This window comes from Natrinema amylolyticum, from assembly GCF_020515625.1.
Lineage (GTDB): Archaea > Halobacteriota > Halobacteria > Halobacteriales > Natrialbaceae > Natrinema > Natrinema amylolyticum.
In genome coordinates this window covers 419,169-445,306 of sequence record NZ_JAIWPJ010000002.1, presented here as the reverse complement: position 1 = coordinate 445,306, position 26,138 = coordinate 419,169, and the positions used below count along the sequence as shown (strand labels likewise).

At 66.6% G+C, this 26,138-nt stretch carries 21 protein-coding genes; 11 read left to right on the top strand and 10 right to left on the bottom strand.

Annotated elements, in window-relative coordinates; all coding sequences use genetic code 11:
* The first annotated feature begins 50 nt into the window (after nucleotides 1–50).
* The 3 genes from LDH66_RS12455 (at nucleotide 51) to LDH66_RS12445 (ending at nucleotide 3,685) form a co-directional block, all read left to right on the top strand.
* Nucleotides 51–788, top strand: coding sequence for an NAD(P)/FAD-dependent oxidoreductase (locus tag LDH66_RS12455; RefSeq protein WP_226481398.1), 738 nt, complete (start codon nucleotides 51–53; stop codon nucleotides 786–788).
* A 149-nt stretch (nucleotides 789–937) separates the two neighbouring features.
* Nucleotides 938–3,094, top strand: a complete 2,157-nt coding sequence (locus LDH66_RS12450) for an IucA/IucC family protein (RefSeq protein WP_226481397.1) — start codon at nucleotides 938–940, stop codon at nucleotides 3,092–3,094.
* 396 nt (nucleotides 3,095–3,490) lie between these two features.
* The gene (locus LDH66_RS12445) at nucleotides 3,491–3,685 is read left to right on the top strand and encodes a hypothetical protein (protein ID WP_226481396.1); all 195 of its coding nucleotides are present in this window, start codon (nucleotides 3,491–3,493) and stop codon (nucleotides 3,683–3,685) included.
* A gap of 27 nt (nucleotides 3,686–3,712) precedes the next feature.
* On the opposite strand, the gene LDH66_RS12440 is transcribed toward LDH66_RS12445, so the two are convergent.
* On the bottom strand, nucleotides 3,713–4,645 hold the full coding sequence (locus tag LDH66_RS12440) for a Vms1/Ankzf1 family peptidyl-tRNA hydrolase (protein ID WP_226481395.1): 933 nt from the start codon (nucleotides 4,643–4,645) through the stop codon (nucleotides 3,713–3,715).
* Nucleotides 4,646–4,674: 29 nt separating this feature from the next.
* On the bottom strand, nucleotides 4,675–5,058 hold the full coding sequence (locus LDH66_RS12435; protein ID WP_226482011.1) for a DUF5802 family protein: 384 nt from the start codon (nucleotides 5,056–5,058) through the stop codon (nucleotides 4,675–4,677).
* A gap of 397 nt (nucleotides 5,059–5,455) precedes the next feature.
* Between LDH66_RS12435 and LDH66_RS12430 the strand changes: the two genes are divergently transcribed.
* Both LDH66_RS12430 and LDH66_RS12425 read left to right on the top strand, forming a co-directional pair.
* Nucleotides 5,456–6,748, top strand: a complete 1,293-nt coding sequence (locus LDH66_RS12430; RefSeq protein WP_226481394.1) for a putative sodium/potassium/calcium exchanger — start codon at nucleotides 5,456–5,458, stop codon at nucleotides 6,746–6,748.
* Between the two features lie 86 nt (nucleotides 6,749–6,834).
* The gene (locus LDH66_RS12425) at nucleotides 6,835–7,494 is read left to right on the top strand and encodes an ArsR/SmtB family transcription factor (RefSeq protein ID WP_226481393.1); all 660 of its coding nucleotides are present in this window, start codon (nucleotides 6,835–6,837) and stop codon (nucleotides 7,492–7,494) included.
* A gap of 20 nt (nucleotides 7,495–7,514) precedes the next feature.
* Here LDH66_RS12425 and LDH66_RS12420 read toward each other — a convergent pair whose 3' ends face one another.
* Nucleotides 7,515–8,147 (bottom strand): DUF456 domain-containing protein, encoded by a 633-nt coding sequence (locus LDH66_RS12420; protein ID WP_226481392.1) that lies wholly within the window; start codon nucleotides 8,145–8,147, stop codon nucleotides 7,515–7,517.
* A gap of 25 nt (nucleotides 8,148–8,172) precedes the next feature.
* On the opposite strand from LDH66_RS12420, the gene LDH66_RS12415 reads away from it, so the two are divergent.
* Nucleotides 8,173–8,310, top strand: a complete 138-nt coding sequence (locus LDH66_RS12415; protein WP_226481391.1) for a hypothetical protein — start codon at nucleotides 8,173–8,175, stop codon at nucleotides 8,308–8,310.
* On the opposite strand, the gene ppsA is transcribed toward LDH66_RS12415, so the two are convergent.
* The 4 genes from ppsA to thiC form a co-directional block, all read right to left on the bottom strand.
* A complete protein-coding gene (gene ppsA, locus LDH66_RS12410) occupies nucleotides 8,303–10,648 on the bottom strand; it encodes a phosphoenolpyruvate synthase (RefSeq protein WP_226481390.1) in 2,346 nt (781 codons plus the stop codon). The two genes, LDH66_RS12415 and ppsA, sit on opposite strands and share 8 nt — an antisense overlap.
* A 200-nt stretch (nucleotides 10,649–10,848) precedes the next feature.
* Nucleotides 10,849–11,748 (bottom strand): PhzF family phenazine biosynthesis protein, encoded by a 900-nt coding sequence (locus LDH66_RS12405; protein ID WP_226481389.1) that lies wholly within the window; start codon nucleotides 11,746–11,748, stop codon nucleotides 10,849–10,851.
* 69 nt (nucleotides 11,749–11,817) lie between these two features.
* The gene (locus tag LDH66_RS12400; protein ID WP_226481388.1) at nucleotides 11,818–13,155 is read right to left on the bottom strand and encodes an alpha/beta hydrolase family protein; all 1,338 of its coding nucleotides are present in this window, start codon (nucleotides 13,153–13,155) and stop codon (nucleotides 11,818–11,820) included.
* A gap of 84 nt (nucleotides 13,156–13,239) precedes the next feature.
* Nucleotides 13,240–14,685 carry a phosphomethylpyrimidine synthase ThiC gene (thiC, locus tag LDH66_RS12395; protein ID WP_226481387.1) on the bottom strand — a complete coding sequence of 482 codons (1,446 nt, stop codon included), beginning with the start codon at nucleotides 14,683–14,685 and terminating at the stop codon, nucleotides 13,240–13,242.
* Between the two features lie 164 nt (nucleotides 14,686–14,849).
* Here thiC and LDH66_RS12390 point away from each other — a divergent pair, with 164 nt between their 5' ends.
* Nucleotides 14,850–15,509 (top strand): hypothetical protein, encoded by a 660-nt coding sequence (locus LDH66_RS12390; protein ID WP_226481386.1) that lies wholly within the window; start codon nucleotides 14,850–14,852, stop codon nucleotides 15,507–15,509.
* 223 nt (nucleotides 15,510–15,732) lie between these two features.
* The gene (locus LDH66_RS12385) at nucleotides 15,733–16,431 is read left to right on the top strand and encodes a phosphoribosyltransferase (RefSeq protein WP_226481385.1); all 699 of its coding nucleotides are present in this window, start codon (nucleotides 15,733–15,735) and stop codon (nucleotides 16,429–16,431) included.
* Between the two features lie 153 nt (nucleotides 16,432–16,584).
* On the opposite strand, the gene LDH66_RS12380 is transcribed toward LDH66_RS12385, so the two are convergent.
* Nucleotides 16,585–18,042, bottom strand: a complete 1,458-nt coding sequence (locus LDH66_RS12380; RefSeq protein WP_226481384.1) for an MATE family efflux transporter — start codon at nucleotides 18,040–18,042, stop codon at nucleotides 16,585–16,587.
* A 149-nt stretch (nucleotides 18,043–18,191) separates the two neighbouring features.
* Here LDH66_RS12380 and mtnP point away from each other — a divergent pair, with 149 nt between their 5' ends.
* The 3 genes from mtnP to LDH66_RS12365 all read left to right on the top strand — a co-directional run bounded on the left by mtnP (nucleotide 18,192) and on the right by LDH66_RS12365 (nucleotide 20,989).
* Nucleotides 18,192–19,046: an S-methyl-5'-thioadenosine phosphorylase gene (mtnP, locus tag LDH66_RS12375; RefSeq protein WP_226481383.1), complete on the top strand. Its 855-nt coding sequence runs from the start codon at nucleotides 18,192–18,194 to the stop codon at nucleotides 19,044–19,046.
* A gap of 116 nt (nucleotides 19,047–19,162) precedes the next feature.
* Nucleotides 19,163–20,362: a M48 family metalloprotease gene (locus LDH66_RS12370; RefSeq protein WP_226481382.1), complete on the top strand. Its 1,200-nt coding sequence runs from the start codon at nucleotides 19,163–19,165 to the stop codon at nucleotides 20,360–20,362.
* Nucleotides 20,363–20,467: 105 nt separating this feature from the next.
* A complete protein-coding gene (locus LDH66_RS12365) occupies nucleotides 20,468–20,989 on the top strand; it encodes an SRPBCC family protein (protein WP_226481381.1) in 522 nt (173 codons plus the stop codon).
* 271 nt (nucleotides 20,990–21,260) lie between these two features.
* On the opposite strand, the gene LDH66_RS12360 is transcribed toward LDH66_RS12365, so the two are convergent.
* Both LDH66_RS12360 and smc read right to left on the bottom strand, forming a co-directional pair.
* Nucleotides 21,261–22,535: a segregation and condensation protein A gene (locus LDH66_RS12360; RefSeq protein ID WP_226481380.1), complete on the bottom strand. Its 1,275-nt coding sequence runs from the start codon at nucleotides 22,533–22,535 to the stop codon at nucleotides 21,261–21,263.
* The gene (smc, locus tag LDH66_RS12355) at nucleotides 22,528–26,100 is read right to left on the bottom strand and encodes a chromosome segregation protein SMC (protein WP_226481379.1); all 3,573 of its coding nucleotides are present in this window, start codon (nucleotides 26,098–26,100) and stop codon (nucleotides 22,528–22,530) included. Before smc ends, LDH66_RS12360 begins: the two co-directional genes overlap by 8 nt.
* Nucleotides 26,101–26,138 lie beyond the last annotated feature (38 nt).

Genomic DNA, 26,138 nt, shown 5'->3' with positions numbered 1-26,138 from the left:
GAACGCCGCGAACGGCAACCTTCTATACTCGAGGCCGTCAATCGAGGGCCATGCGAGACGTCTGCATCGTCGGCGGGGGCGTCGCCGGCCTCACCGCTTCGATCTTCACCGCTCGCGCGGGACTGGATACCCTCGTCGTCGACGGCGGGGAGTCCATCCTCGCGCGCAACGCCAGCCTCGAGAACTTCCCCGGGTTCCCGGACGGGGTCGATGCCCGCCGGCACCTGCAGTTGACCCGCGAGCAGGCTCGAACGGCGGGGACCGAGTTCGAACTCGGGCGCGTGACTCACGCCGAACCGGTCACCGAGGGAGCGCTCGAGGAGGGGTTCGTCCTCGAGACCGAGGGCGGCGAGCCGATCGAGGCGCGTCGCGTCGTCGCCGCCTCGTGGCCAAACAGCGACTATCTTGAGCCGCTGGACGTCGGTCGGATGCAGCGGGGCAGCAAACACTTCGTGAGCGTCGACGAGGGCGGACGGACGGCCGTCGACGGCGTCTACGCCGCGGGTCGGATCGCGGACGAGCCCCATCAGGCGATCGTCGCGGCCGGCCACGGCGCGAAAGTCGCACTCGCAGTCCTCTACGACGCCGACGTTCCCTTCTATCAGGACTGGGTCGTCCCCGAGGGCTACTTCACCGGTCGCGACCGCGAGGTGCCACCGGGTTGCGAGGAGATCGACGACGAGGAACGACGAGCGCGCGACGAGCGGGCACGGGAGACGATCCGGGAGGCGTTCGCCAAACCGCTCGACGAGGAGCCGACGATGCATCCGAGCGTCGACCGGGACTGACCGCGAGACCCGTATCCGCGTTCTCGTCGGGCGTACTGGTCGCGAGATTCCACCCGCACTCTCTCCGAGCGGTCGCGTTCTCATTAGTCGTGCTGCCCCCGGTGAGTTAACACGGCACGTATCGAAGCCCGCACTGGCTGTTTTGACCCATGAACGGGACGAACCGACGGGGTCCGACCGGGCGTCGCGAGTCGCTCGCCACCGCCGCGGAACGAGCCGCGTTCGGCGTCGCGACGCGATACGCTCGAGTGCACGACCTTTCGACGCCGGCCGAGACGGCCTATCTCGAGGCCCTCGAAGAGGGTCGCCGCGATATCCTGCATCGATTCGTCAGCGGCCTATTGCGCGGCGACCCGGACGAACTGCCCGACACCCAGTTCGTGGCGCTCGGGCCGTCGCCGGCTCCGACGGTTCCGGACGAGCCCGAACCGCTCTCGGCGCTCGAGGGGGATTACCTCCGGTCGCTCGTCGAATCGCTCCCCGACGAGTGCCGGCGACTCGCGCTCGGTCCGCTGCCCGCGTCCGGGAGCGTTCTGGTCGCCGGGATCGCCGCGAGACACGGCTACGACCGGTTCCGACTGACCGGACCGATCTATCGGTGGTCGGTAGCCGAGACGGCCGAAGCAGCTGCGACCGCCGTCGATCCCGTCACGCATCCGGTGGATCTCGTCCCGCTACTCGAGTGCGAGGGCGCGTTCAGCGACGCCGAGCAGGCCGAGCGGATCCGGGCGGAAGTCGCCGAGAGCGTCGCCAATCTCGCGCTCGCGCGGCTCGCGGCGGCCGTTCACGCGCGGACGGAGTCGGACCTCGAATCGGCGTCACCGCTCGAGGCCGTCGCGACCGGCGTTCCGGCCGCCGACGCCGCCGCGTCCTTCGAGCGGATCGTCACCGACGGTCACCCGTTCCATCCCGGCGGCAAGATCCGGCGCGGGATGACGCCCGGCGACGGACTCGCGTACGCGCCGGAGTTCGCGGACCGAATCGACCTCCGGTTCGTCGCGATCGATCGCGAGTACGCCCTCGAGACGCGCGCGACCGATTCCGCGGACCTGACCGATCGACTGCTCGCGACGTTCGCGGGGCTCGAGGGGGCACTCGAGTCCGCGCTTCCCGACGGACGCGCGACCGACGAGTACGCCGTCGTCCCCGTTCATCCGTTCCAGTACCATCGCACGGTTCCCGACCGGTACGCCGATCAGCGCGCCGACGGCCGCGTCGTTCCGCTGCCCGAGTACGCGCATCCGGCGACGCCGCAGCTGAATCTCCGAACGGTTATTCCACAGCGGACTGACCGAACCGGTGACGGCCCGCTCCCACACTGGAAGCTCGCGATCCCCGTTCAGACGACGAACGTCGTCCGGACGCTCTCACCGCAGGCCGTGACGAACGGGCCGCGGGTGACCGACGTCGTGCGAGCGATCGAAGAGAGGGACTCGCTCGAGACGCTGGGACTGCTGGCCGAACCCGCGGCGACGTGTTACTACCCGCCCGGCGGTCCCCACCCCAGCGGCGAGGGGTACGACGACGCTCGCCACCTGTCCGGACTGGTGCGGACGCCGCCCGAGGCCCACCCGCTCGCGACGGACGGGACGTACCCGGTGGTGGCCGCGAGCCTCGTCGCCGACGCGCCGACCTCGGGACGCCCTCTCGTCTGCGATCTGATCGATCGATACGGGGAGACCCGGGAGACGACGAGCACCGCGGATGCGGCGCTCGCGTTCGTCGACGAGTACGCCAGCGTCGTCGTCCCCGACCAGCTTCGGCTGCTGTGTACGTACGGCATCGCTCTCGAGAGCCACCTCCAGAACAGTCTGGTCGTCTTCGACGCCGACGCGCGCCCGCTCGCAACGCTGGTTCGCGACCTCGGAGGAATTCGCATTCACGGCGACCGACTCGCGGACCGCGGCCTCTCGCTCGAGCCGTATCCGGAGTCGGATCTGGACGCCGACGGCGAGGCGGACTGCCACCGGAAGCTGTACTACGCGCTCTTCCAGAACCACCTCGCGGAACTCGTCGCGACGATCGGCCACGAACTGGGCGTCGACGAACGATCGTGTTGGGCGCGGATCCGCGAGCACTGCGAGCGATCTTTCGAGCGGCTCCGAGCCGACGGCGACGTCCCCGAATCGCGGATCCGGCGGGACGAACGGGCGCTGTTCGCGGAGCCGACGGTCCACAAGGCGCTGACCGTGATGCGGCTGCGGGGCAAGCGTCACGAGTACGCGACCAGCGAGGTGTCGAACCCGCTCTCCGCGTCGGGTCGCCGGCGAATCGACGACCCCGACTCGGGCGGTAATCGGGGCTAACCGACCGCACGGCGGACCGAAAATAACGGATTCGAGACCGGTCGCCGATCAGGTCGCCGCGAGGGCACACGCGGGACTACAGAATCCCCGCTCCGCGGCTTCGGCGTCCGGATATGCCTTGAAGTCGTCACCACACCGCTCGCACGTGACGGTTTCGAAGTCAGACATACTCGGTCGAGCATTCGTCGTTCGAAAATGAAAACGTGTTGGACACGGGTCGATGACAGCGACGTTCCTGCCCGTAAATAATCGTTTCAGCGCTGGAAACAGCCGGTTTCGGTATCGAATCGGGTTCCGTTACTCGTTCGCTCCGTTCGATAGCCGGAGCGATTCGACGCTCCTCGCCGCGCAACGGACGATGAACTTATATAGTCTGGAGCTGTGCTAACGTATGGCATGAATGGTGTCCTGAACGAGACGACGGACAAGATCCACAAGTACAAATCCGGGCAGTCCGACTTTCAGACGACCTGTGGAGCGACATCGCACGTGGCACACGAGCACCTCCGACTGGTTCCCGTCGAGCAGGCCGTCAGCGATGGCGACGTGAACCGATGCGGCCGCTGTTTTACTAACGGAGACGGGTACTGACGATCAGTCGGGACTCGAGTTCGAAGCTCACAGTACCCGCAGCTCCGTCGTCCAGAACGAGTGAACGGCATCCTCGAGCGCCGGCTCCGGATCGCCGGTCGCGTCGACGGCGGCCGTCGCGGTCGGCACGAGCCCCGATTCCGCAACGAGCGTCTCGACGATGCCGCGCTGGCCGACCAGATAGAGCGGTGTCTCGGCGCGCTCACCGTCGGGTTCGTACGCGGCGAGGGCGTCCCGGCAGCGCTCGAGGTGGTCGTCGATTTGCCCGTCCCGAATCCGTTCGAAGCGGGCCTGAGAGAAGCCGCCCTTGGAGTGGCTCCCCTTGACGTCGCTCTCGAAGCCCCGATAGTCGACGCGCTCGTCGTCCTCGTAGACGCCGAGGGCGAAGAGATCGGTCCGGACGAGCGCGACCGCGTGGCGGCCGGTCGGCAGGAACCACTCGCGCTCGAGGGCGAATCGATCGCGCCAGGTCGCGTCGAGATCGGGGACGGCCGGCGGCTCGAGGGTCACGGCGAGCAGGCCGGCGTCGTCGACGCAACACAGGCAGGGCGCGCCGTCGTCGACGAGCGCGATCCGATCGCCGAGAACGGATTCGAGCTCCGCGCGGACGGACTCGGAAATTCCATCGTCGCCCACGCCGACGGTCAGTGCGCCCTCGGGGCCCGTTCGAAACGACGCGAGGCGATCGAACACCGACTCGAGGCGGGCACCTCGCAGTTGGTCGCGGTGGCGGACGGTCGGTCCGGTCTCCGCCTCGTTAGTCTGCTCTAGTTCGCCCTCGAGTTGGGCGATCCGGTCCTCGAGCCGGTTGACCCGCTCCTCGGCGTCCTGTCTGGCGGTGGCGGCTTCGGCCCGGCGTTCGGATTCGGCCTCGTAGCGCTTCCGTAACCGCTCGTTTTCGTCCTCGAGTTCGTCGATTCGGTCCTTGAGCGATGCGCGGCCAAGCAACTCGTCGAGCATCCGGCCGAAACCGGGAAGCGAGCCTACTTCTAGGTTCCGGCGTTTCGTAGGTCGTCGATCGGACCGCTATCTGACCGCTGGCCGGTGAATTCGAGTAACTGTCGGGCTCGTTCCCGGCGGGCGAGAAACACCTCTCGGAGCGAGGGCGGATTCCGAACGTCGGTCCCCTCGAGCATCGATTCGGGCAACGCGAGCGTGTTCGTCGGGACGTCCGCCGCCCCGTGAACCGGGAAGTGCCGGGACTCGAGTTTCATCACCAGCGGGGTATCGAGGCGCTCGAGCCCGTCACCGGTCGCGTACACTTCCTCGTTGATCCGCTCGTGTTGCTCGCTGTGCATGAGTGCGTGCTCCCCGTCGGTGGGGGTCACGTAGAGACGTCCGAGATAATAGCTTCGGGAAAACACCTCGAACATGCTAACTAGTACCATGATCTGGATAGACATAACTGTTTGCGAATACGTTTAAATGGTCGTGCAATCAGACCGATCGCTTAGCCTCGATCTCGATCACGGGGCAGGTACTCGGTGACACGCCGTCGGGATATCGGGGAGTCGTCTTCGGGTGCTTCCCCGTTCCGTTTACGGCGGTTCGTAGCACTCAATTGACTCGTTTGCGACCGCGCGAAACAGTCCGAATAGTGAGTAACGGTCGGTCGATTCGAGGCGCGAAACCCGCCCGACGAGCCATCCGAATTACGGGAACTACTGCCGCCTTGAACGCTCACAACGGTTCTCGGCTGCTCTTCGAACGGAGTAAACGATTCGAACGAAGGTCCGTCTTTTTAGTATGTTCCGGACAACAACAAAGCTGATGACAACCACCCGGTCGGTCGCTCTCCTCGTGGCCATCGCCGTCGTCGGACTCACGGTCGCACCGCTCGCGAGCGGCGCCGCCGTGAGTTCGCTGACGGCCAGCCACGCGTCCCAATCCGACCACTCCGAGACGGCATCGACGAACGTGTCCGTCGGAACGCTGATGCAAGCGACGGCGGCCGATACGGAGGAAACGGTCGAAACCGGAATGTTCGAAGCGGCGTACGAAACCGCGGACAACGAGAGTCAAGCGGCCCTCGTCGGCGATCGGACGGCCGAACTCGATGCACAGTTGCGGGCCCTCGAGGCCGAACGCGCCGACCTCCGGAACGAACGCGAGAACCTCTCGCGCGGTGCCTATCGGTCCCGAATGGCGAAATTGACCGTCGAAATCGCCAGCCTCGAGCGGTCGATCGAGCGAACCAATAGCACCGTCGACGACAGCAGTCTCGACGAGACCGAACTCGCGACGCTTCGAGAGAACGCGACGGAGATCCGGCGAAACGCCTCGGAAGAGGCCGGGCCAGACGTCGCAGCGGTCGCTCGAGGACTGTCTGAGTCCAACGGTTCGCCCGGTGTCGGAGCGGGGCCGCCCGACGACCGCGGCCCGCCCGCCGACAAGGGGGACTCGAGCGCCGACAGGACGCCCGGAAACAGCGAGAGTGCGAGAAACGCTACCGGGCCTGGAAACAGCGAAGCGACGGGCAACGGTGACGCTAATGGCGGTGCACCCGGGAATAGCGAGAGTGCAGGAAACGGGAACGGGCCCGAGAACAGCGAGGGGTCGGACAACCGTCACAAATCCGAGGACAACGAGGAGGGAGACAACGGGAAGGGGACAGCGAACAGCGAGACGGGTAACGACGAGAACGGCTCTGCGAACAGTGAGAAACGCGGAAGCGGAGCTTCGGACGGCGAGACGGGCGCCGACTCCGCGAACGGCGAGAAAGGTGAAAGCAAACGCGGAAACGGGGCCGAAAACAGCGAGGAGAACGGAGACGGGAGCGGACCCGAGAACAACGAGGGCGGAGACGACGGAACGCACTCCGCGGACAGCGAGAAACGCGGAAACGGTAGCGGTTCCGAGAACGGTGAGGGTGCGGGAAACGATAACGGCTCCGAAGACGGCGAGAACGCCGAATCCGAGGACGGGACGTCCGCCGGCAACGCGGACGACGAGCGATCGACGGGACCATCCGCCGATTCCGGTCCACGGAACGACGATTCGACGGACGATTCCGACGAGGAGCCGGGAGCAGACGCGGGCGGCGGGAACGATACCGGCCGCTAATCCCCGTAACGGCCGGATCGGACCGGCTCTCCCGCGAGTACAGTAAGCAGACACGCTTTTCAGCGGTGATCACTAACTCTCTCTCGATGGACTCCGCCGCGTTGTTGGATTTACTCGGGAACGAAAACCGAAGACGAATCCTTCGGTTGCTCGCCCGCAAACCCTGTTACGTGACCGAAATATCGGAATACCTCGGCGTGAGTCCCAAGGCGGTTATCGAACACCTCCGAAAACTCGAGGAGGCGGGTCTGATCGAGAGCCGCGTCGACGACCAGCGGCGAAAGTACTTCCATATCGCCCGGAACGTCCGCCTCGAGGTGACCGTCTCGCCCTACGGCTTCGCGAGCAAGAGCGCCTATCCGGCGAACAATAGCTTCGATATCACGACCTGTCGGCACCTCTCGCTCGACGTCTCCTGGGACGACACTGACGGTCTCGACGACCTGCTCGTCGCGCTGGAAGATCTCGAGCGACTCGAGAACGAACTCTCGCTGGCCCAGCGATGGGTTCAGGGGCGGCTCTGTGACGTGCTCGACGATATCTCCGAGACCGTCGGTGCCGGCCCGGAGAGCCGTATTTACGCCGATCTGCTCGCGAGCGTTCGCGCCGAGCCGAAATCGGTCGGCGAACTCAGCGAGGATATTGACGCGCCCCGCGAGGTCGTCGCCGAGTTGCTCGAGGTGATGGCCGACAACGGGGTCGTGCGTCGGACCGAGCGCGGCTGGGAGCTGACGACGAACGCGTGAGGCCGACGGCGCGACGGGACTCAGTCGATATCCTGCGAGAGCCCGGTCCGGAGGTCGCGCCCGAAGTAGTAGCCGACGACGGACGCGAGGAGGCCGACGGTCGCGCCGACGGCGACCAGCGTCTGTCCGGAGCCGACGGCGGCGATGACGGCGTTGGAGAGAACCGCCGCGACGCCGCCGACCGAGACGCCGGCGACGCCCATCTCGAGGTAACGTCGCTTCGAGGCGAGGAGCCCGACCGTGAAGGCGACGGCGAACATGCCGATCGTGCGACCGGCGAACGGTAGCGCGGTCTCGCCGGCCAGTAAGCCGGCGCTGAGAACGCCCACGAGTGCGATGTACTCCTTCGGCGAGAAGTATCGACCGAGCGAGAGCCGCGAGGTGAGCGGGGAGAGCCACGAGCGCGACGAGTCGTTCTCGGGCCCGTCGGTCGGTTCCTCGGCTGCCGTGCCGGCGGGTCCGCGATCGCGGTCGGTCGGAGAATTCAGGGGATCGTCACCGACGGACGGCTCTGGCGGGGCAGCGGATTCGGACGCATCGCCGACGTCGGCACCCGACTCCGAGAGCAGGCGGTCCGTCTCCTCTAAGAGGTCGTCGGTGGCGGGCGGGTCTCGGTCCCGGCTCTCGGTCACCTCGTCCGATCGATCGCTCATATGTCAACTGAAGTCAGCCCGCACCATGGGCCTTTCCCCGCGGCCGCAGGGGAGCGGGCGGTCGGCGTTCCACCGCACGTCCGGCCTCTCCCGAAATGCGCCGCTCGAGGCGACTGACGGCGATGCAGAAAATGCGGCGGGGCCGACGGGGCCAGTTATCTGACCGAGTCGAGGAGGAGCTTCTGCTCGACGCGTTTGACTTCGTGTTGGACGTCGCGGACGGCGTCGATGTTCGCCGAGATCGACGTGATCCCTTCCTTGGCGAGGAACTGGACCATCTCGGGTTTGGAGCCGGCCTGTCCGCAGATGCTCGTGTCGACGTCGTGTTCGCGACAGGTCTCGATGACGTCACCGATCAGGCGCAACACGGCGGGGTGGAGTTCGTCGAAGCGGTCGGCGACGTGCTCGTTGTTGCGGTCGACCGCGAGCGTGTACTGGGTCAGGTCGTTGGTCCCGAACGAGGCGAAGTCGATACCGGCTTCGGCCATCTCATCGACCGACAGCGCCGAGGCCGGCGTCTCGATCATCGCACCCCATTTCCGCTTCTCAGGGTCGATGCCCGCCTCTTTCATGCACTCTTTGGCCTGATAGATGTCCTCGGCGTCGTTGACCAGCGGGAACATGATCTCGACGTTGTCGTAGCCCATCTCGTAGAGCCGGTGGAACGCCTCGAGTTCGTGGGCGAAGACGTCGGTGCGGTCGAGCGAGCGACGGATCCCTCGGTAGCCGAGCATCGGGTTGTGCTCCTCGGGTTCGTTTTCGCCGCCCTCGAGCTGGCGGAACTCGTCGCTGGGAGCGTCGAGGGTGCGGACGCGAACGGGACGCGGGTAGAACTCGTCGGCGACGCCGCGGATGCCCTCGACGAGTTCCGTGATGTAGTCGTCCACGCCGTTTTCCTCGATGAACTTCTCTGGCGTCTGGTTCAGCGAGAGGATCATATGCTCGGTTCGCAGCAGGCCGACGCCGTCAGCACCCGTCGCGGCCGCGCGTTCGGCGGCCTCGGGAATGGAGACGTTGACCTTGACCTCCGTCGCGGTCATCGGCTTGACCGGCGACTGCGGGCGGACCTCCTCGACGGGTTCGGTCTCCTCCTCCGGATCGACTTCCGATCCCTCGAGCACGGAGCCCTTGTCGCCGTCGAGCGTGACGACCTGGCCGTCCTCGAGGACGGTCGTGGCGTTGGTCGTGCCGACGATGGCGGGGACGCCGAGTTCGCGGGAGACGATAGCGGCGTGGCTGGTCATGCCGCCCTCGTCCGTGATGATCCCCGAGGCCCGTTTCATCGCGGGTACCATGTCGGGCATCGTCATCTCGGTGACGATGATGTCGCCCTCGCTGACCTTGGCCAGGTCGTCGAGTTTGGTGACGATCTTCGCAGGGCCGCTGACCGTTCCCGGACTCGAGCCGAGGCCGTCGACGATGACGTCGCCGGTGCCGCTCGCATCGTCGGTCTCGGCGCTGCTACTGCCGGCGTCAGCGGCCTGGACGCTCCCGCTGCCGTCGGTCAGGCCCTTCGCGGCGTCGACGCTGCCGGTCGCGTCCGCGGCATCGTCGGTCCCCTCGTCGATCGTCGTGATCGGGCGCGACTGGAGCATGTAGACGTCGCCGTCGACGATCGCCCACTCGACGTCCTGGGGTTCGCCGTAGTGGTCCTCGACGCGCTCGCCGAGATCCATCAGCGCGTCGATCTCGTCGTCGGAAATGACTCGCTGGGTGCGCTTGTCTTCGGGGACCTCGCGCTCGACGGTCTGGCCGGTGGCCTCGTCTTTCTCGTGCATCACCTTCTTCTCGGCGACGGTCACGTCCATCGAGCGGTCCTCGCGGTCGATGACGTAGTTGTCCGGAGAGACCGCACCGGAGACGACGGCCTCGCCCAATCCCCACGCGGCCTCGATGATCATCGTCGGATCGCCAGTCGAGGGGTGGCTCGTGAACATCACGCCGGACTTCTCGGCGTCGACCATCTGCTGGATAACGACCGCGATGTTCACCGCCGAGTGGTCGAATCCCTGCTCCTGGCGGTAGTAGATCGCTCGCTGGGTGAACAGCGAGGCCCAACACTCCCGAACGCGGTCGAGCAGGTCGTCCTCGGTGACGTTGAGGAACGTCTCCTGTTGGCCCGCGAAGGAGGCGTCGGGCAGGTCCTCGGCCGTCGCCGAGGACCGAACGGCGACGAACGCCTCGCCGTCGCCGACCTCACTGTAGCTCTCGAGGATCTCCGCCCGAAGCTCGTCGGGGAAGGGGGTCTCGAGAATGAGTTCCTGTGCGCGGTCGGCGGCGTCGGCCAGCGCGGCCGAATCGTCGACGTCGACGTCGACGGCCGCGAACAGCTCCTCGTCGATTTCGGCCTCTTCGATAAACGATCGATAGGTCCCGGCGGTCACGACGAATCCCGGTGGGACGGGCAGCCCCGCGCCCGTCAGTTCGCCCAGGGAGGCACCTTTACCGCCGACCTTCTCGAGGTCGCCGGCACTGATCTCGTCCAGCCAGAGTACAGCCATCTCTATAGAGTCGATCACTGGAACGAATAAAGAAGGTTGCGAACGGACGCGCCCAGTCGAAACTCGAACGCGAGTAAATCGCGCTCTGACCGTCGGACGGACGCGTCCGGCCGACCGGTTCGCGTCCCGATTGGACGGCCGTCTCACGGTGACAGTGAGGATCGGCGGAATCCGCTCTCGTTCCGACGACGGCCGCGCGGTCAGGCCTCGAGGATTTCGTCGTCGTCGGGCTCGGGGACGACCAGCGAGCCGTCGAGGACGGTCACGCCGCGGCCGCCGACCCGAACCGCGTCGTCGAGGCGAACGCGAACGATCCCCGGCCGGTCGACGTAGTGGCCCTGCTCGAGCCGGAGTTCCTCGGGCAGATCGCCGTCGAACGCGCCGAAGCGGTCGAGATACGCGCTGACGGCCCCGCTCGCGGTGCCGGTGACGGGGTCCTCCGGGACGCCGGCCCCCGGCGCGAACATCCGCCCGTGGACCGTCGACTCAGCCTCGAGCGCGTCGAACGTGAAGAGATAGACGCCCGTCGCGTCGACATCGTCGGTGAGCGCTTCGATCGCCGCCGCGTCCGGGTCGGCGTCGCCGACGTCCGAGAGGTACGTGATCGGGGCGATCAGGAACGGGAGGCCGGTCGAGGCCACCGCGAGCGGAATGTCGTCGCTCGCGCCCTCGAGCGCGGCCCGATCCACCCCGAGGGCGTCGGCCACGCGGTCGTAGCCGACGTCGACCTCGCGGATCGTCGGCTCGTCCTGTGTCATCCAGACCGTGCCGTCGTCCTCGACCTCGATCTCGAGCGTGCCGACGTTCGTCTCGAGGGTCGTCACACCGGGCTCGAGGCCCTCGTCGCGAAGGTGGGCGAAGGCGCCGATCGTCGCGTGGCCGCAGAGGTCGACCTCCTGCGTCGGGGTGAAGTAGCGGATTCGACGGTCGGCGGTCTCGCTCGAGCGGAGGAAGGCGGTCTCGCTGACGGCCATCTCCGCGGCGATCGCCTGCATCTGGTCGCTCGAGAGGCCGTCCGCGTCCGGGACGACGCCCGCCGGATTCCCCGTGTGCGGTTCGTCGGTGAACGCGTCGACCTGTACGATCCGAGTGGTCTCCATACGACGTGGGTCGGGCGACCGGCGTATGAATCCTCGGTCGTGTCGCGCGTCACGGGCCGCGATCGACCGTCAGAGCCCGTCGATCCAGTCCGCGAGATCGCCGACGACGTCCTCAGCGACGTTGTTCCGGACGGCGTACGCGAACTCCACGGACGGTTCCTCGCCCGGCATGAACAGGTGGTCGAGCTCGTCGTACGTCTCGAACGTCGCGTCCGCGTCGTCGAGTTCGGTCCGCCACCGCTCGAGGTCGTCGGCGACGCTGACCTGGAAGTCGCGGGTCCCCTGCAGGAAGTAACGCGGCGCGTCGATCTCCGCCGCAGTCCCGAAGTGGTCGTACGCGGCGAGACTGTCCCAGAACGCGCCCGGTTTGCCCAGCAACGTTTCGGTCGGCTCGTACGCTCCCGATCGGACCCGTTCGATCTCGTCAGTCCAGGTCTCGTAGACGGTCACCAGGTCCGCCCACTCGTGGTCGCCGACCGACACCTTGTGCTCGAGCTGTTCGAGCGTCAGTTCGTGAAACGGTCGCGCCGGCGCGGCGAGGCCGACGACGCCGGCGAGGTCGCCGTCTCGAGCGGCGATCCTCGGTGCCGCCCGGCCGCCGAGGCCGTGCCCGACGACGACGATCCGATCCGGGTCGACGCCCTCGGTCGCCCGGAGTTCCTCAATCGCGACCAGCGCGTCGTCGACGGTGACGCGATCGAGCGTGTATTCGCCGGGAGAGACATCACATGCAGGCAGGCGCTTGTCGTACCGGAGGGTCGCGACGCCCCGCGTCGCGAGCCCCTCGGCGAGATCCGTAAACGCCTGCGTCCCGCCGCGGGCGGTGTCTCGAGTCACCGGTCCGGAGTCGTGGACGAGGACGACTCCGGGAACGTCGCCGCCGTCCGCGGGCGTCGCGACGGTTCCCGGCAGCGAACAGCCCTCGACCGCGAGGCTGACGTCCTCGGTCGCGACCGCGCTCGAGTCGACGTACGACGGCCGTTCGTACTCGTCGGTGACGCCGCAGTCGACGAGTCGCGACTGTCCGTCGACGACGACGCGACAGTCGTGCTCGCCGCGGGCGAACGAGAGCGTCGCGTCGATCGCGGTGGCGTTAGTTCCCGACTTCTCGGTCGTCTCGACGATCTCCTCGAAGCCTCCGCTGACAGAACCGTATCCCATCCAGAATCGCTCGAGGCGGCCAGGGTCGCCGCGTCGGTTCCGTTCGGCCGCGACGAATCGCTCGCTGGCCGCGTCGAACCGATCGTTCGCGAGGTCCTCGACGAACGCCGTCGCCGCGTCTCGCGCGGTCTCCGGATCGCTTCCGTCTTCCTCCGTCGTGTCGGCGAGCAGATCGGCACAGCCGGCCGCTGCCGACGCCGTCGCCGTCGATACCGCCGCCAGTACGGTCCGTCGTCGGGGTGCCATCGATACCGAATCGACCACGGTCTGTCGGATAAAGACGAGGTCGTTTCTCTGTGACTGTATTCGATCGCTAGACGTGCCGACGGCTCAGTCGTCTCCCGGTTCCTCGAGCGGGTCACCACTCTCGTGATCGGCCATCGGCGGCAACGCGCCCGACTCGTGGGTTCCCACGGGCGGCCGGTTGACTTCCGCGGCCGGCGAGGCCTCGAGGTCGGTGCGCTCCTCGCCCTCGATCGCCTCCATCTCGCCGTCTTCGCGCGCGTCCTGATCGATCCGCATCGAGCAGAACTCGGCCCCGCACATCGAGCAGAAGCGGGCTTCCTTGTAGTTGTCTCCGGGCAGGGTCTGGTCGTGGAACGATCGGGCCCGATCGGGATCGAGCGCGAGGTCGAACTGTTCGCGCCAGTCGAACTCGTAGCGCGCTTCCGAGAGGGCGTCGTCCCAGTCGCGAGCGCCGGGTCGTTCGTTGCCCACGTCGCCGGCGTGGGCGGCGATCCGGTAGGCCGCGAGCCCGTCGCGGACGTCTTCCTCCTCGGGGAGGCCGAGGTGTTCCTTCGGGGTGACGTAACACAGCATCGCCGCGCCGGCCTGGGCCGCCATCGCGGCACCGATGGCGCTCGTGATGTGATCGTAGCCCGGCGCGATGTCGGTCACCAGCGGCCCGAGGACGTAGAACGGCGCGCCGTCACAGACCTCCTGCTGGCGCTCGACGTTCTCCGCGACCTTGTGCATCGGGACGTGGCCCGGCCCCTCGACCATCACCTGCACGCCGTGGTCCCAGCCGACGCGAGTCAGTTCGCCCAGGGTGTCGAGTTCGGCGTACTGAGCCTCGTCGCAGGCGTCGGCCAGACAGCCGGGTCGCAGACTATCGCCCAGACTGAACGTCACGTCGTGCTCGGCGAAAATCTCACAGATCTCCGGGAAGATCTGATAGAACGGGTTCTGTTCGCCGTTCTCCTCCATCCACTTGGCCATGATCGAGCCGCCCCGCGAGACGATCCCCGTCTTCCGCCCGTCGGTCAGCGGCAGGTGTTCGGCGAGGATCCCCGCGTGGATCGTCATGTAGTCGACGCCCTGTTTCGCCTGCTTCTCGACGATCTCGAGCAGCAGGTCCGTCGTGATCTCCTCGGGGCTGCCGGCCTGCTTGACCGCCTCGTACAGCGGCACCGTGCCCAGCGGCACCGGTGAGTGCTCGACGTGTGCCTCGCGGATCTCGTCGAGATCGCTGCCGGTCCCGAGATCCATCACCGTGTCCGCGCCGTAGTGGACCGCGGTGTGGAGCTTCTCGAGTTCCGTCTCGAGGTCGCTGGTGGTCTCGCTGTTGCCGATGTTGGCGTTGACCTTCGTCGCGAACTCGCGACCGATGATCATCGCGTCGAGCGCGTCGTGGTTGACGTTCGCCGGAATCACGGCCTGCCCCTCGGCGACCTGCTCGCGGACGAACTCCGGATCTCGGTTCTCTCGTTCGGCAACGCGTTCCATCTCGGGCGTCACCGTCCCCTCGCGGGCGGCCTGAATCTGAGTCTGCGCCATCGATAACTAGGTTGTACTACTGGATTATAAAGATCCTCCGCTCCCGACCGATCGGTCGAGCCGAGGAACCGGCGTAGGGCCGATCGAAGGGGCAACCGGTCTCGAGTCATCACTCCCGGAGAACCCACTCAAAAATTAATAAATATCTAACACGAAGTCCGTCTATGGTCGCCTCACACTCCCCCGTCTCGTGGCCGCTTCGTCCGCTCGCGTCCCGCGCCGGGACGGTCGTCGCTCAGATCGATCCCGAGACCCCGACGGCCGATCCGGCGGTCGCCGAACTCGTCGTTCTCGTCGCCCTCGTGTACGCGGTGTCGGTCGCGTTCACGATCGGCCTCGGTGCGCTCATGCTCGCCGTCTCGAGTGCCGTCGGTTCCGAATCGCCCGTTCGAGCCATCCAGCAGCGGATTCTTGCCCATCCAAGTCGATCCGCGGCGATCGGGATCGGGACCCTCGTCGGCGGCGTCGCTGGGATCGTTCTCCTGCTGTTCGCGCTGGCTTTTCTCGGGGCGGTCGGGCTCCCGGACCCCGTCGCACTGGTCGCCATGGTTCCCCTCCTCGGCGTGCAGTTGTTCGTCTCGCTCACGGCGACGATCGGGGCGATCGCGATGGGCGCGGCCCCGCTCGAACGGCTCCGCGGCGGCGACCCGAGTCCCTGGCTCGCGCTCGTCGTGGGTGCGCTCGTGGTCAATATTCCAGGACTCAATCTCGTACTCGCCCCCCTTGCGCTCGTCCTCGGCACCGGAGCCACGGTCGACTACTGGTGGCAGCACCGACGGAACGGTCGGTCCGGGCAAGCCCCGGAGGGACCGGTCGAAAGCTGACTGACGACTCCGAAACCGACCGATCCGGTGACCGGGACTACCGGATCCTCCCGACCGGGCCGCCCCGGTTCCGACGTCGTCCTCGTTGGACAGCCGGTCCCGCGGTCGCTTCCGCGAGACGAGGACCGTCACCCGGTCGGCGGCCTCGTCGGAGTCGACGCCGATCACGTTTTCAGCCAACTTAAGGGGACCGCGCTCGAGTCACCGGGTAGGTGGCCATCAGATGTCCGATCTACCGGACGATTTCGACTGTACGATAACCAACTGGGAGTACATTTACGGCCTGTGCCGAGACGTCGCCGACGACGTGCGCGACGACGAGTTCGAACCGGACGTCGTCGTCGCCTTGGCCCGGGGCGGCTGGTTCGCCGGCCGATGTCTCTGTGACTTCCTCGGCCTCGACGACCTGACGAGCCTGAAGATGGAACACTACGTCGGTACCGCCGAGATGTCCGGCGAGCCGACCGTCCGCTACCCGATGCCCGAGGGCAGCGTCGAGGACAAGGACGTCCTCATTATCGACGACATCGCCGACACCGGCGGCTCGATTCAGCGGGCCTACGAGTACGTCGACGACCGCGACGCCGGCGAGGTCCGCACGGCGACGCTCCAGTTGCTCGGCACCAGCGAGTTCCGGCCCGACTACGTCGGCGAACGCCTCGAGGAGTGGACCTGGGTCGTCTACCCGTGGAACTTCATCGAGGATATGGTCGATCTGATCTCGAGTGCGATGGAGAAAGCGGAGCAGGAGAGCTTCACGATCGAGGCGATCCGCCGCTACCTCACCGAACACCACGGCATCGAACGCATCGAGATGGAGATCGCCCAGCCCGACCGGCTGTCCGAGGTCCTGAACGAGATGGAACGGCGCGACGTGCTCGAGTCGGTCGGCGACGACGAGTGGGCGCTCGTCGGCGAATAACATCCGACGCCTGCTTCAGTCGTCTCAATCGACCGAACGCTACGACCGGTCGAGTCGATCGGATCAGCCGTCGCGACGGCATCTATTTGTTGATGTCAACCTCACAAGCACGTAAGCGATGATTGCGACCAGAGCGGTCGACTCGATCGCCCGTCATTCAGCGGTCGACTCGGTCTCGGCCGCTCCCGTCGGTCCGTCCGCCGCCCTCTCGTCTCTCTCGTCCGCTTCGACCAGCGACTCCTTCCACGTGCCGCGCGTGAACCACGCGATGGCAGCGATGGCACCGACGACGTCACCGATCACGACACCCGTCCAGATACCCGTCGGCCCCCAGTTCGCGACGAAGAGCAGATAGTAGGTGACGGGAACGCGGACGATCCAGAGCCCGAGTACCGCGAACGCGAGCGCGGTCTTCGTGTTGCCAGCGCCGCGGAACGCGCCCTGAATCACCTGCAAGACGCCCATGAAGGCGAATCCCACCGCGGCGAATCGGAGGTAGGTCACGCCGTAGTCGATCGTCGCCGCTTTGCCCGCCGCGTCCGCGGTGACGAACACCGAGACGAACGGCCTCGGAAAGAGGAACGCGAACACACCGGCAGTGAACATGACCGCCCCGATCACGCCGGCGGCGATCCGGACCGCTCTCGCCGCTCGGTCGGGTTTGCCCGCGCCCAGATTCTGGCCGACGATCGTGTCCGTCGCCTGCCCCATTCCCAGCGCCGGGAGAAAGGCGAGCGAGATCAACCGGTTCCCCAGCCCGTAGGCCGCGACCACCGCCGGCGGGAAGGTGACGACCATCGCCGTCATCGCGACCAGCGCCAGCGCCGTCATCGACTGCTCGAGCGCCGTCGGAATCCCCAGGCGCGTGATCTTCGCGACGTACTCGCGTCGCGGCCGGAGGTGAGCCGCTCGGATGTCCGGGCCCACGTCGGTGTAGTACAGCAGGTAGAAGCCGATAGCCGTCGCGATCCCCCGCGAGATGAGCGTCGCGACAGCGGCGCCCTGTACCTCGAGGCGGGGGAACGGCCCGACGCCGAAGATGAACAGCGGATCGATCACGAGGTTGATGACGACGCTGACGAGCATCACGCGCATCGGTGCGCGCGTGCTGCCGTAGCCGCGCATGAGCGCGACGAAGACGAAGAAGCCGAAGAGGAAGGGGAGTCCGAGGAAGAACACGCGCAGGTACTCGGCGGCGAGCGGAATGATCGCGGCCTGGGTCTCGGCGTCTGCTGGCAACGCGGCGAGCATCGGTTCGGTCGCGACGAACCCGAGGGCGCTCAGTGCGATGGCGACCAACGAAACGAACGACAGCGTCTGGCCGGCGATCAATCCCGCGTCACCGCTCTTCGCGCCGGTGTGCTGGGCGATCAGGATCGCCCCGGCGGTCGTGAATCCGCCGCCGATCGCGATCAGGAGAAAGAGCAGCGGAAAGGCGAGGCTCACCGCCCCCACCGCGTCGGGCGAGAGCGCGCCCAGCCAGAAGGTATCACCGACGTTGTAGGCGACCTGTAACAGCTGAATGACCACCAGCGGCCACGCCAGCCGGACCATCGGCCGAACGAGAGGGCCGTCGGTAAGGCCACCGCTTGACTCCTCGTCGAACGACATACTCGTTCAGTCGCGGCGACACTACTTGGGTTCTCGTGAGGCGTGGTATCGACGGCCACCGACCGCGACACCGCATGGATCGTCGCACCGCAGCGTTCCCGGTGCCCGGAACCGGTCCGTTTACGGCACTGGTCGGTCCATTCAGTGACATGACGATCGGCGTTATCGGCGGCAGCGGCATCTACGACGCACTGCCGCTCGAGGCAGTCCGGACCGAATCGGTATCGACGCCCTTCGGCGAGCCGAGCGACGACCTGACGATCGGGACCCTCGCGGGGACCGAGGTCGTCTTCCTGCCGCGGCACGGCGAGGACCACCAGTACTCGCCGACGGAGACGCCCTATCGAGCGAACATCTACGCGCTCAAATCGCTGGGCGTCGATCGGGTCATCGCCACCAACGCGGTCGGCAGCCTCCGCGAGGACCTGCCGCCGCGGACGCTCGTGATCCCGGACCAGACGTTCGACCGGACCAAACACCGCACCCCTACGTTCTTCGGCGACGGCATGGTCGTCCACATGGGATTCGCGAACCCGTACTGTCCGGCGCTGTCCTCGCATCTCGCGACGGCCGCGCGGGAGGCCACCGACGCGGCCGTCGAGGACGGCGGCACCTACGTCTGCATCGAGGGCCCGCAGTTCTCGACGAAAGCCGAGAGCGAGTTCTACCGCGATCAGGGCTGGGACGTCGTCGGCATGACCGCCATCCCGGAGGCCAAACTCGCCCGCGAGGCCGAACTGAGCTACGCCACCGTCGCCGGCATCACGGACTACGACGTCTGGAAGGCCGACAGCGAGGTATCGCTGGAGGAGGTCCTCGAGAACGCGGCGGCCAACCGAGACGCGATCAACGCGGTCGTCGAACGCGCCGTCCGGACGATGCCCGACGACTTCGAGAGCGAGGCCTGGTCGGCCCTCGAGGGGACGATCAACACGCCGACGCAGGCGATTCCCACCGAGACCAGAGAGCGCGTCGACCTGCTGGTCGGCGACTATCTGGACTGAGTGTGCGAACGCGGCCGAGTTCCGGCAACGAGTGACTCGGCCGATCGATCGGCGCTCGTCTCCGTTCGTGTGAACTTCCCGACAGCATTTTGAGCCGCGGCGGTGAAGCGTCGGCTATGTTCGCCGCCGTCGCGCTCGTCCTCGCGCTCGCGGTCGGTCCGTTCCTCGGATTTCGGGCGTACGCTCGGCGCGTCGAGGCGACCGACGAACCGACAGCGGACCGGCTCCACCGGCTCGACCGGGCCCAACAGGCGGGGGGCATCGCCCTGCCGATCGTCGCTATTCTGGCCGCGTACGAACTCGACGTGATCGCTCCGGTGACCGCTGCCGTCGGCGTTTCGGGCCCCGAACTGTTCGGTATCGCCGTCCTCGAGTTCGGGGCGGTCGTGCTGGTCTCGTTCGGGATCGTCGTCGTCCCGATCGTGTCGATAGCGCTCGGCACGTATCCGACGGTTCGCTCGCTCCGAGACACGTCGGCGTCGCTGTGGCGGGTCGCCAAGGGCGTTCTCGCCGTGATGGGACTGACGATCGTCTCGGTGTCGGTCGCGATCTTCGGGTTCCTCGCGATCACGTCCGTCGTCGGCTCGTCGACCCCCGTTCTCGTCGCCGCGCTCGGGGCGGTCGTCTTCGTCACGTACGGCTGCTCGCCGTATCTGATCGTTCTCTTTCGAGACCGCATCCCGCTCGAGGGCGAGCGCCGCGAGCGCGTCGAACGGCTCTGCGAGGAGCTGGGCTACAGACCCCGCGGGCTCTACGTGCTCGAGGGCGAGTCGACCAAGACCGCGAACGCGCTCGTGGCGGGGACCGTTCCCGGCCTGCGCTACGTCTTCCTGACCGATTACCTGCTCTCGGAGTGCGACGACGCCGAACTGCGCGCGATCATCGCCCACGAGTTCGGCCACGTCGCCGGCCGCCACCTCTGGCAGCGCGGCCTCTTGACCGTCGCCGTCTTCGGCGTCTGGATCGTCGGCGCTCGACACCTCGGCGTCGGCTGGCTCGAGGCGCGGTTCGGCTTCGCCGGCTTCTTCGTCCCGTTCATGGCGCTCTACCTGCTGTATCACGTCGTCTTGCTCGGCGGACTCGCACGCTGGCAGGAGTTCCGCGCGGACGCCCACGCCGCTCGCGAGACCGGTCGCGCGGCGATGATCGCCGCCCTCGAGACGCTCGCCGACGCGAACGACGCGCGCCGCGAGGCGGGCCTGCTCTACAGTCTGGCGACGCACCACCCGCCGATCGGGGACCGCATCGAGGCGGTTCGCGACGGCGGCGACGCGGCCGACGACGTCAGCGGGAGCGAGGCGACGCCGAGCGATTGAGTTCGATGCCGCCGTCCGAGAGACGGGCACGGTCGCCGGCTACTACGGTCGTCGTCGCATCGACGGTATGGCAATCCTTACTTTCGGACCCGTCGTACGGTCGGTGTGGACAGAATTCTCCTCAGTACGCTCGCTTATCGGTCGCCCGAGGAGGTCTTCCCGTACGTCCGGTCATTTACCGACTATCCGCGGTACACGGACCACTTAAAGGAGGTCCGAGTCGACGGCGACGGCGGCGTCGGCTCCGTCTACGACCTCGAGTTGGCGTGGTGGAAACTCAGCTACACCGCCCGCTCGCGGGTGACCGATATTTCGGCCCCCGAGTCGCTCACCTGGCGGCTGGTCAACGACATCGACGCCCGCGGCGAGTGGCGCGTCGAACCGGAGCCCGAATCCGCGCCGCCGGAGGCTGAGACGGCGAGTCGGATCTACTTCGAGGCCGTCTACGATCCGCATTCGGCGAACGAAAACGCCATTTCGCTCCCGCGGTTCGTCTCGCTGGACTGGGTCGTCGAGAAGGTCGAACCGAAACTGCTCGGCGAGGCCCGGACGGTCGTCGAGCGACTGGTCGCGGACATCGAGGGCCGCCCGCGAGACGTCGAGTTGACGGTTCACGAGATGCCGTGAACGGAACGATCCGCTCTGAAAAGGGGACTTCGCCGCCGTTCGCACGGTCCGCGGGACCTCCGGTCCCGCGCTGTTCGCTTCCGAGGCGCTCCCTCCGGTCGCGCCTCGCGGACAGCGCGCGCCATCCCATACGATTGCACGATCCGAAGTGAGACCGCGATCGACTGACACTCTCGCCGAGACGTGAGGCGACCGCCGTGTAGACCGGTGACGACGAACCAGTGACTTCTATCGGCCACTCGAGCCGAGCGACGACGATCGAAGCAGTCCCTCAGCCGGCGACCGCTTCGCTCGCGTCCGACGCCACCGCGTCGTCTCTGACCCAGAGGTCGCCGAACAGTTCGTCCTGCTCGAGGGTCACTCGGCCTCGATGAGCCAGAAAGAGGAGGGCGAGATAGGTCATCACGCGGGAGCCGCCGATCTCGTCGATCTCGGCGTACAGCACCTCGTCGCGCCCGTTCTCGTAGTGCACCTCGAGTTCGGTTTCGACGTCCTCGATGACCGCCTCGATGTCCTCCTCGTGGGTCGTGTGCGTGACGTCGTCGCTGGTCGGCTCGTCGTCGACGCGGAAGTCGTCGCCGGAGTGGTAGTTCAGCTCCTGGACGCCCCGGTCGTACCCCGCCGGCGAGTCGCTCGTGTCGTAACTCCGGGACTCCTTCCACCACGTGTCGCGTTCGGCGCTGCGGAGTTCGCGGACCAGTTCGTCCAGGGTTTCGGGCTTCCCGCGGGCGTGTTTGCGATCGAGGCGACGCTCCATCTCTTCCTCGAGGTTCTCGACGGGGTCGAACCCGGGCGGGTACTCCCGTTCGTCGTCGTCCGCCGCCTCCATCGCTCCGTCCTCGGCGAAGGGCGCTTCCCAGGGCGGTAATTCCTCTTCTTCGGGCTCATCGGTGGCGAACAGCTCGTCGCTTTTCATCCGCAGGAGGACGCTCGCGTAGAACAGCGCCCGTCCGGACGTCCGTAGGTCGGCGTCCTCGATCGCCTCGAGGAACGTGTCCGTCACGTCGACGATGTCGATGTCCCACGGATCGATCTCGCCATCCTTCGCGAGTTGCACGAGCAGTTCGACGGGCTCGACTTCGTCCTCGTCACCGTCGTCCGCGGCCTCGTCCGTCTCGATGTCCGTGAACTCGAGGACTGACTCGCCGGACTCGTCCTCCGGGCCACTGTCACCGCCCTTCTCGCTCGACTTCGGCTCGAGGACGGACCCCGGCGACGGCTCGCTCGGACGGTCTCGCTCGTCGTGACCGGTGATATCGAGGGGGATGTCGTCGCCGCCGTCGGTTCGTATTTCGCCGCTCGCATCACTCGAGGGCTCCTGCGTCGCCTTCGGCTCCGTTTCCTCGGGCACCTTGCCGTCTCGCGGGTCGCTCCGCTCCCCGCTCGGCCTTTCAGAGTCGCTACGCGACTCCCTGCTCGCGACGGTGTCGCTCGCTTTTTCCGAGGGCTCCCGCGTCGCCTTCGGCTCCTCGTAGCCCTCGTTGTCTCGCGGGTCGCTTCGCTCCTCGCTCGACTCTTTGGAGCCGCGTAGCGGCTCCCTAGTCATCAGCCGGCACCTCCCCACTACTCAGATCGATCCCGGTCACCGCGCTCACGTTGTCCTGTTGCATCGTCACGCCGATCGCCCGCTCGGAGCGGTCGAGCATGGCCGAGCGGTGGGAGACGACGACGAACTGGGCGTCGCCGGCGAGTTCCTCGACCATCTCGCCGACCCGCTCGGCGTTGACGGCGTCGAGGAAGGCGTCGATCTCGTCCAACGCGTAGAACGGGGCCGGGTTGTGCCGCTGAATGGCGAAGATGAAAGCCAGCGCGGTCAGCGACTTCTCGCCGCCAGACATCGCGTCCAGGCGCTGAATCGGCTTGTCACCCGGCTGTGCCTTCATCGTCAGCCCGCCGTCGAACGGGTCCACCTCGTTCTCTAAGTGCAGCGAGCCGGTCCCCTCCGAGAGCTTCTCGAAGATCTCGGTGAAGTGGGCGGCGATCGCGTCGTAGGCGTCCATGAACGTCTGCTTCTTCTGGGTCTCGTACTGCTCGATCCGATCGCGGATGCCGTCGGCCTCCTCGACCAGCGTCGCCTTCCCCTCCTCGAGATCGTCGAGATCGCTGCGGACCTCGTCGTACTCGTCGATCGCGAGCATGTTGACCGGCTCCATCGCCTCCATGTCCGCCTGCAGATACTCGATCATCTCGAGGACGGTCTCGTGGTCGGGGACGTCCTCGGGGTCGTAGTCACCGACCTCCGATTCGAGGGATTCGATCTCCCACTCGAGGCTACCCGCGCGCTCGCGTGCGTCCTCGAGTTTGCTCTCGACGGTGTTGACCCGATCTTGCTGCCGGTCCCGGTTCGTCCGGGCCTCGGAGAGCTCCTCCTTGAGGTCGCTGCGCTCGCCTTTCAGTTCCGTCAACTCCTCCTCTAACTCCGCGACGGCCTCGCGTTTCTCCTCGAGGCCCTCGCGTTTCGCCTCGATCTCCGCCTCGTACTCCTCGATCCGCTCCTCGTGTTCGGCCGTGCGGTTCTGGGCCGCCTCGATGTCGTCGTGGAGGTCCTCGATGGCGTCCTCGGCGTACTCCTTCTCGAGGCTCAACTCGTTGAGGTCGGCGTCGAGTTCCTGAATCCGGTCCTCGCGCTCGTCGATCTCGGCCTCTAACTCCTCGATCTGGTCGGTCAGTTCGGGGATCTTCGAGTCCGCGAGTTCGGTCTCGAGCTCGTCGATCTCGGCCTCTAACTCCTCGACTGCCGCCGTCTTGGCGTCGATTTCCGCGGAGATCTCGTTCATCCGCTCGTCGACGGATTCGCGCTCCTCGCGGAGCTCCTCGAGGTCATCCGCTAACTCCGCGATCTCGGCCTCGACGGCCTCGCGCTCGTCGTCGAGCCCCTCGAGTTCGGACTCGATCGAGCGGACCTCGTCGGCCGCGTCGCTCTTGCGGTCGCGGGCGTCGTCGAGGCGCTCCTCGACGCCGCGAAGCTCCTCGCGGAGGGACTCGCGTTCCTCCTGGACCTCCGTGATCTGTTTGGCGACGCGCTCGAGTTGGCCCTCGCCGCCGCCGGTAAAGGAGTAGCGTGAGCCGCCGCCGGAGCCGCCGGTCATCGCGCCGCTCTTCTCGACCAGGTCGCCGTCGAGGGTGACCATCCGATAGTCGCCCATGTACGAGCGGGCGGTTTCGATATCTTCGACGACCAGCGTGTCACCGAGAACGTAGGAGAAGACGCCGGCGTACTCGTCGTCGAAGTCGACGAGATTGTACGCGAAGTCGACGACGCCCGGATCGCTCGGCGCGTTAGGGAGCCGTCGCTGACTCATGTCGGTCAGCGGCAGGAACGTCGCCCGACCCGCGTTTCGCGACTTGAGGTGCTCGATACACTGTTGGCCGATGACGTCGTCGTCGACGATCACGTTCGCCAGCCGCCCGCCAGCGGCGGTCTCACAGGCGGTCGCGTACTCGCCGGGGACGGTTCCCAGTTGCGCGACCGCGCCGTGGACGCCGTCGATCCCCGAATTGAGGATCGTCGTCACCGCGCGACCGAACGAGGAGTCGCCGCTCTCGCCGGCGTTGGCCTCGAGTTCGGCGTACTCCTGTTGTTTCGCTTGGATCTCGTCGTCGAGGTCGTCGACGTCGGACTGCAGCCGGCGCTTCTCGCCCTTCAGGTCGTCGACGACCTCCGCGATGTTCGCGCGGTTCCGCTCGGCCTTCTCGAGTTCCCGCTCTAAGTCGCTTCGCTGACTCTCGAGTTCGGGGATCGATTCGCGTTTCTCCTCGATCGTCGTTTCCGTCTCCTCGATGGCGTTCGAACGCCGTCGAGCCTCGTCGAGCAGCCGGTCCTGCTCGCGCTGGAGGTCGTTCTTCTCGGTCTTCGCCGCCTCTAACTCGTCTTTGCGCTCCGCGAGATCGGCCTTGAGCTCGTCGAACTCGGTGTCGACGGCCTCGATCTCGGCCTCGAGTTCGTCGCGTTCGGCCTCGCGTTCCTGGATCTCGCTCTTGATCGAGGCCTTTTCGAGTTTGTGCTCGCGCATCTCGTCGGCGAGATCGTCGATCGTCTCCTGCTTGCGATCGATCTGGACGAAGGCCTCGCGGCGCTCGGCCTCGGCGTCCTCGATCGCCTCCTCGCTGGTCTCGATCTTGTCCTCGAGCCGGGAGATGTCGCCTTTGATCTCCTCGATCTCGCTCTTGATCCGGAGCTGCTCGTCCTCGCCCTTGCGCTCGATCTCGGCGTTCAAGTCCTCGAGGTCCTCCTGCAAGCGGACGACCTTCCCCTCGCGCTCGTCGAGTTCGCGCTGGAGGTCTCTGAGCTCGTCCGCGAGGTCGTCGACCTCGTCTTCGACGGCGTCGAGTTCGGCGCGTTTCTCCTCGAGTTCGCTGGCCTTCTTGTACCCCTCGTACTCCTCCTTCTCGCGACGGAGCCGGCGGTAGCGCATGGCTTCTCGACGTTCGTCCGCGAGCTGGTCGAGGCGGTCGCGTTTCTCCTCGATGCGGAGTTCGGCCTCGTCGATCCGTTCCTGGACCGTCTCGAGCTCCTCGAAGGCGTCCTCCTTCTTGGCGTCGAACTCCGCGACACCCGCGATCTCGTCGATGATCTCCCGCCGGGCGTGGGGCGTCATGTTGATGATTTCGGTGACGTCGCCCTGCATGACGACGTTGTACCCCTCCGGCGTGATGCCCGCCTGAGCGAGCAGGTCCTGAATGTCCGAGAGGTTGACCGAGCGGTCGTTCAGGTAGTAGTAGGAGTAGTAGTTGTCCTCGGTCTCCTTGACGCGGCGACGAATTCGAATCTCGTCGACGTCGCCCACGTCCTCGCTGCCCGCGGCGTTGACGACCTGCGAGCGCTCGAGAGACCCCTCCGAGTTGTCGAGGATGACCTCGACGGTCGCCTCGCGGGGGCCGCTCGAGGTGTCCGCATCCTCGTCACCGGGGTTGTAGATGAGGTCAGTCAGTTTCTCGGCGCGGATCCCGCGGGTCCGGGCCAGTCCGAGTGCGAAGAGAACGGCGTCGATGATGTTGGACTTCCCGGAGCCGTTCGGACCCGTTACGACCGTGAAATCCTCGTAGAACGGGATCTTCGTCTTTCGGCCGAAGCTCTTGAAATCGTCGAGAACGATCGACTTGATATACATTGTTGTTGCAAGACCTCCGTCCCGCACGCGGCCGTCGA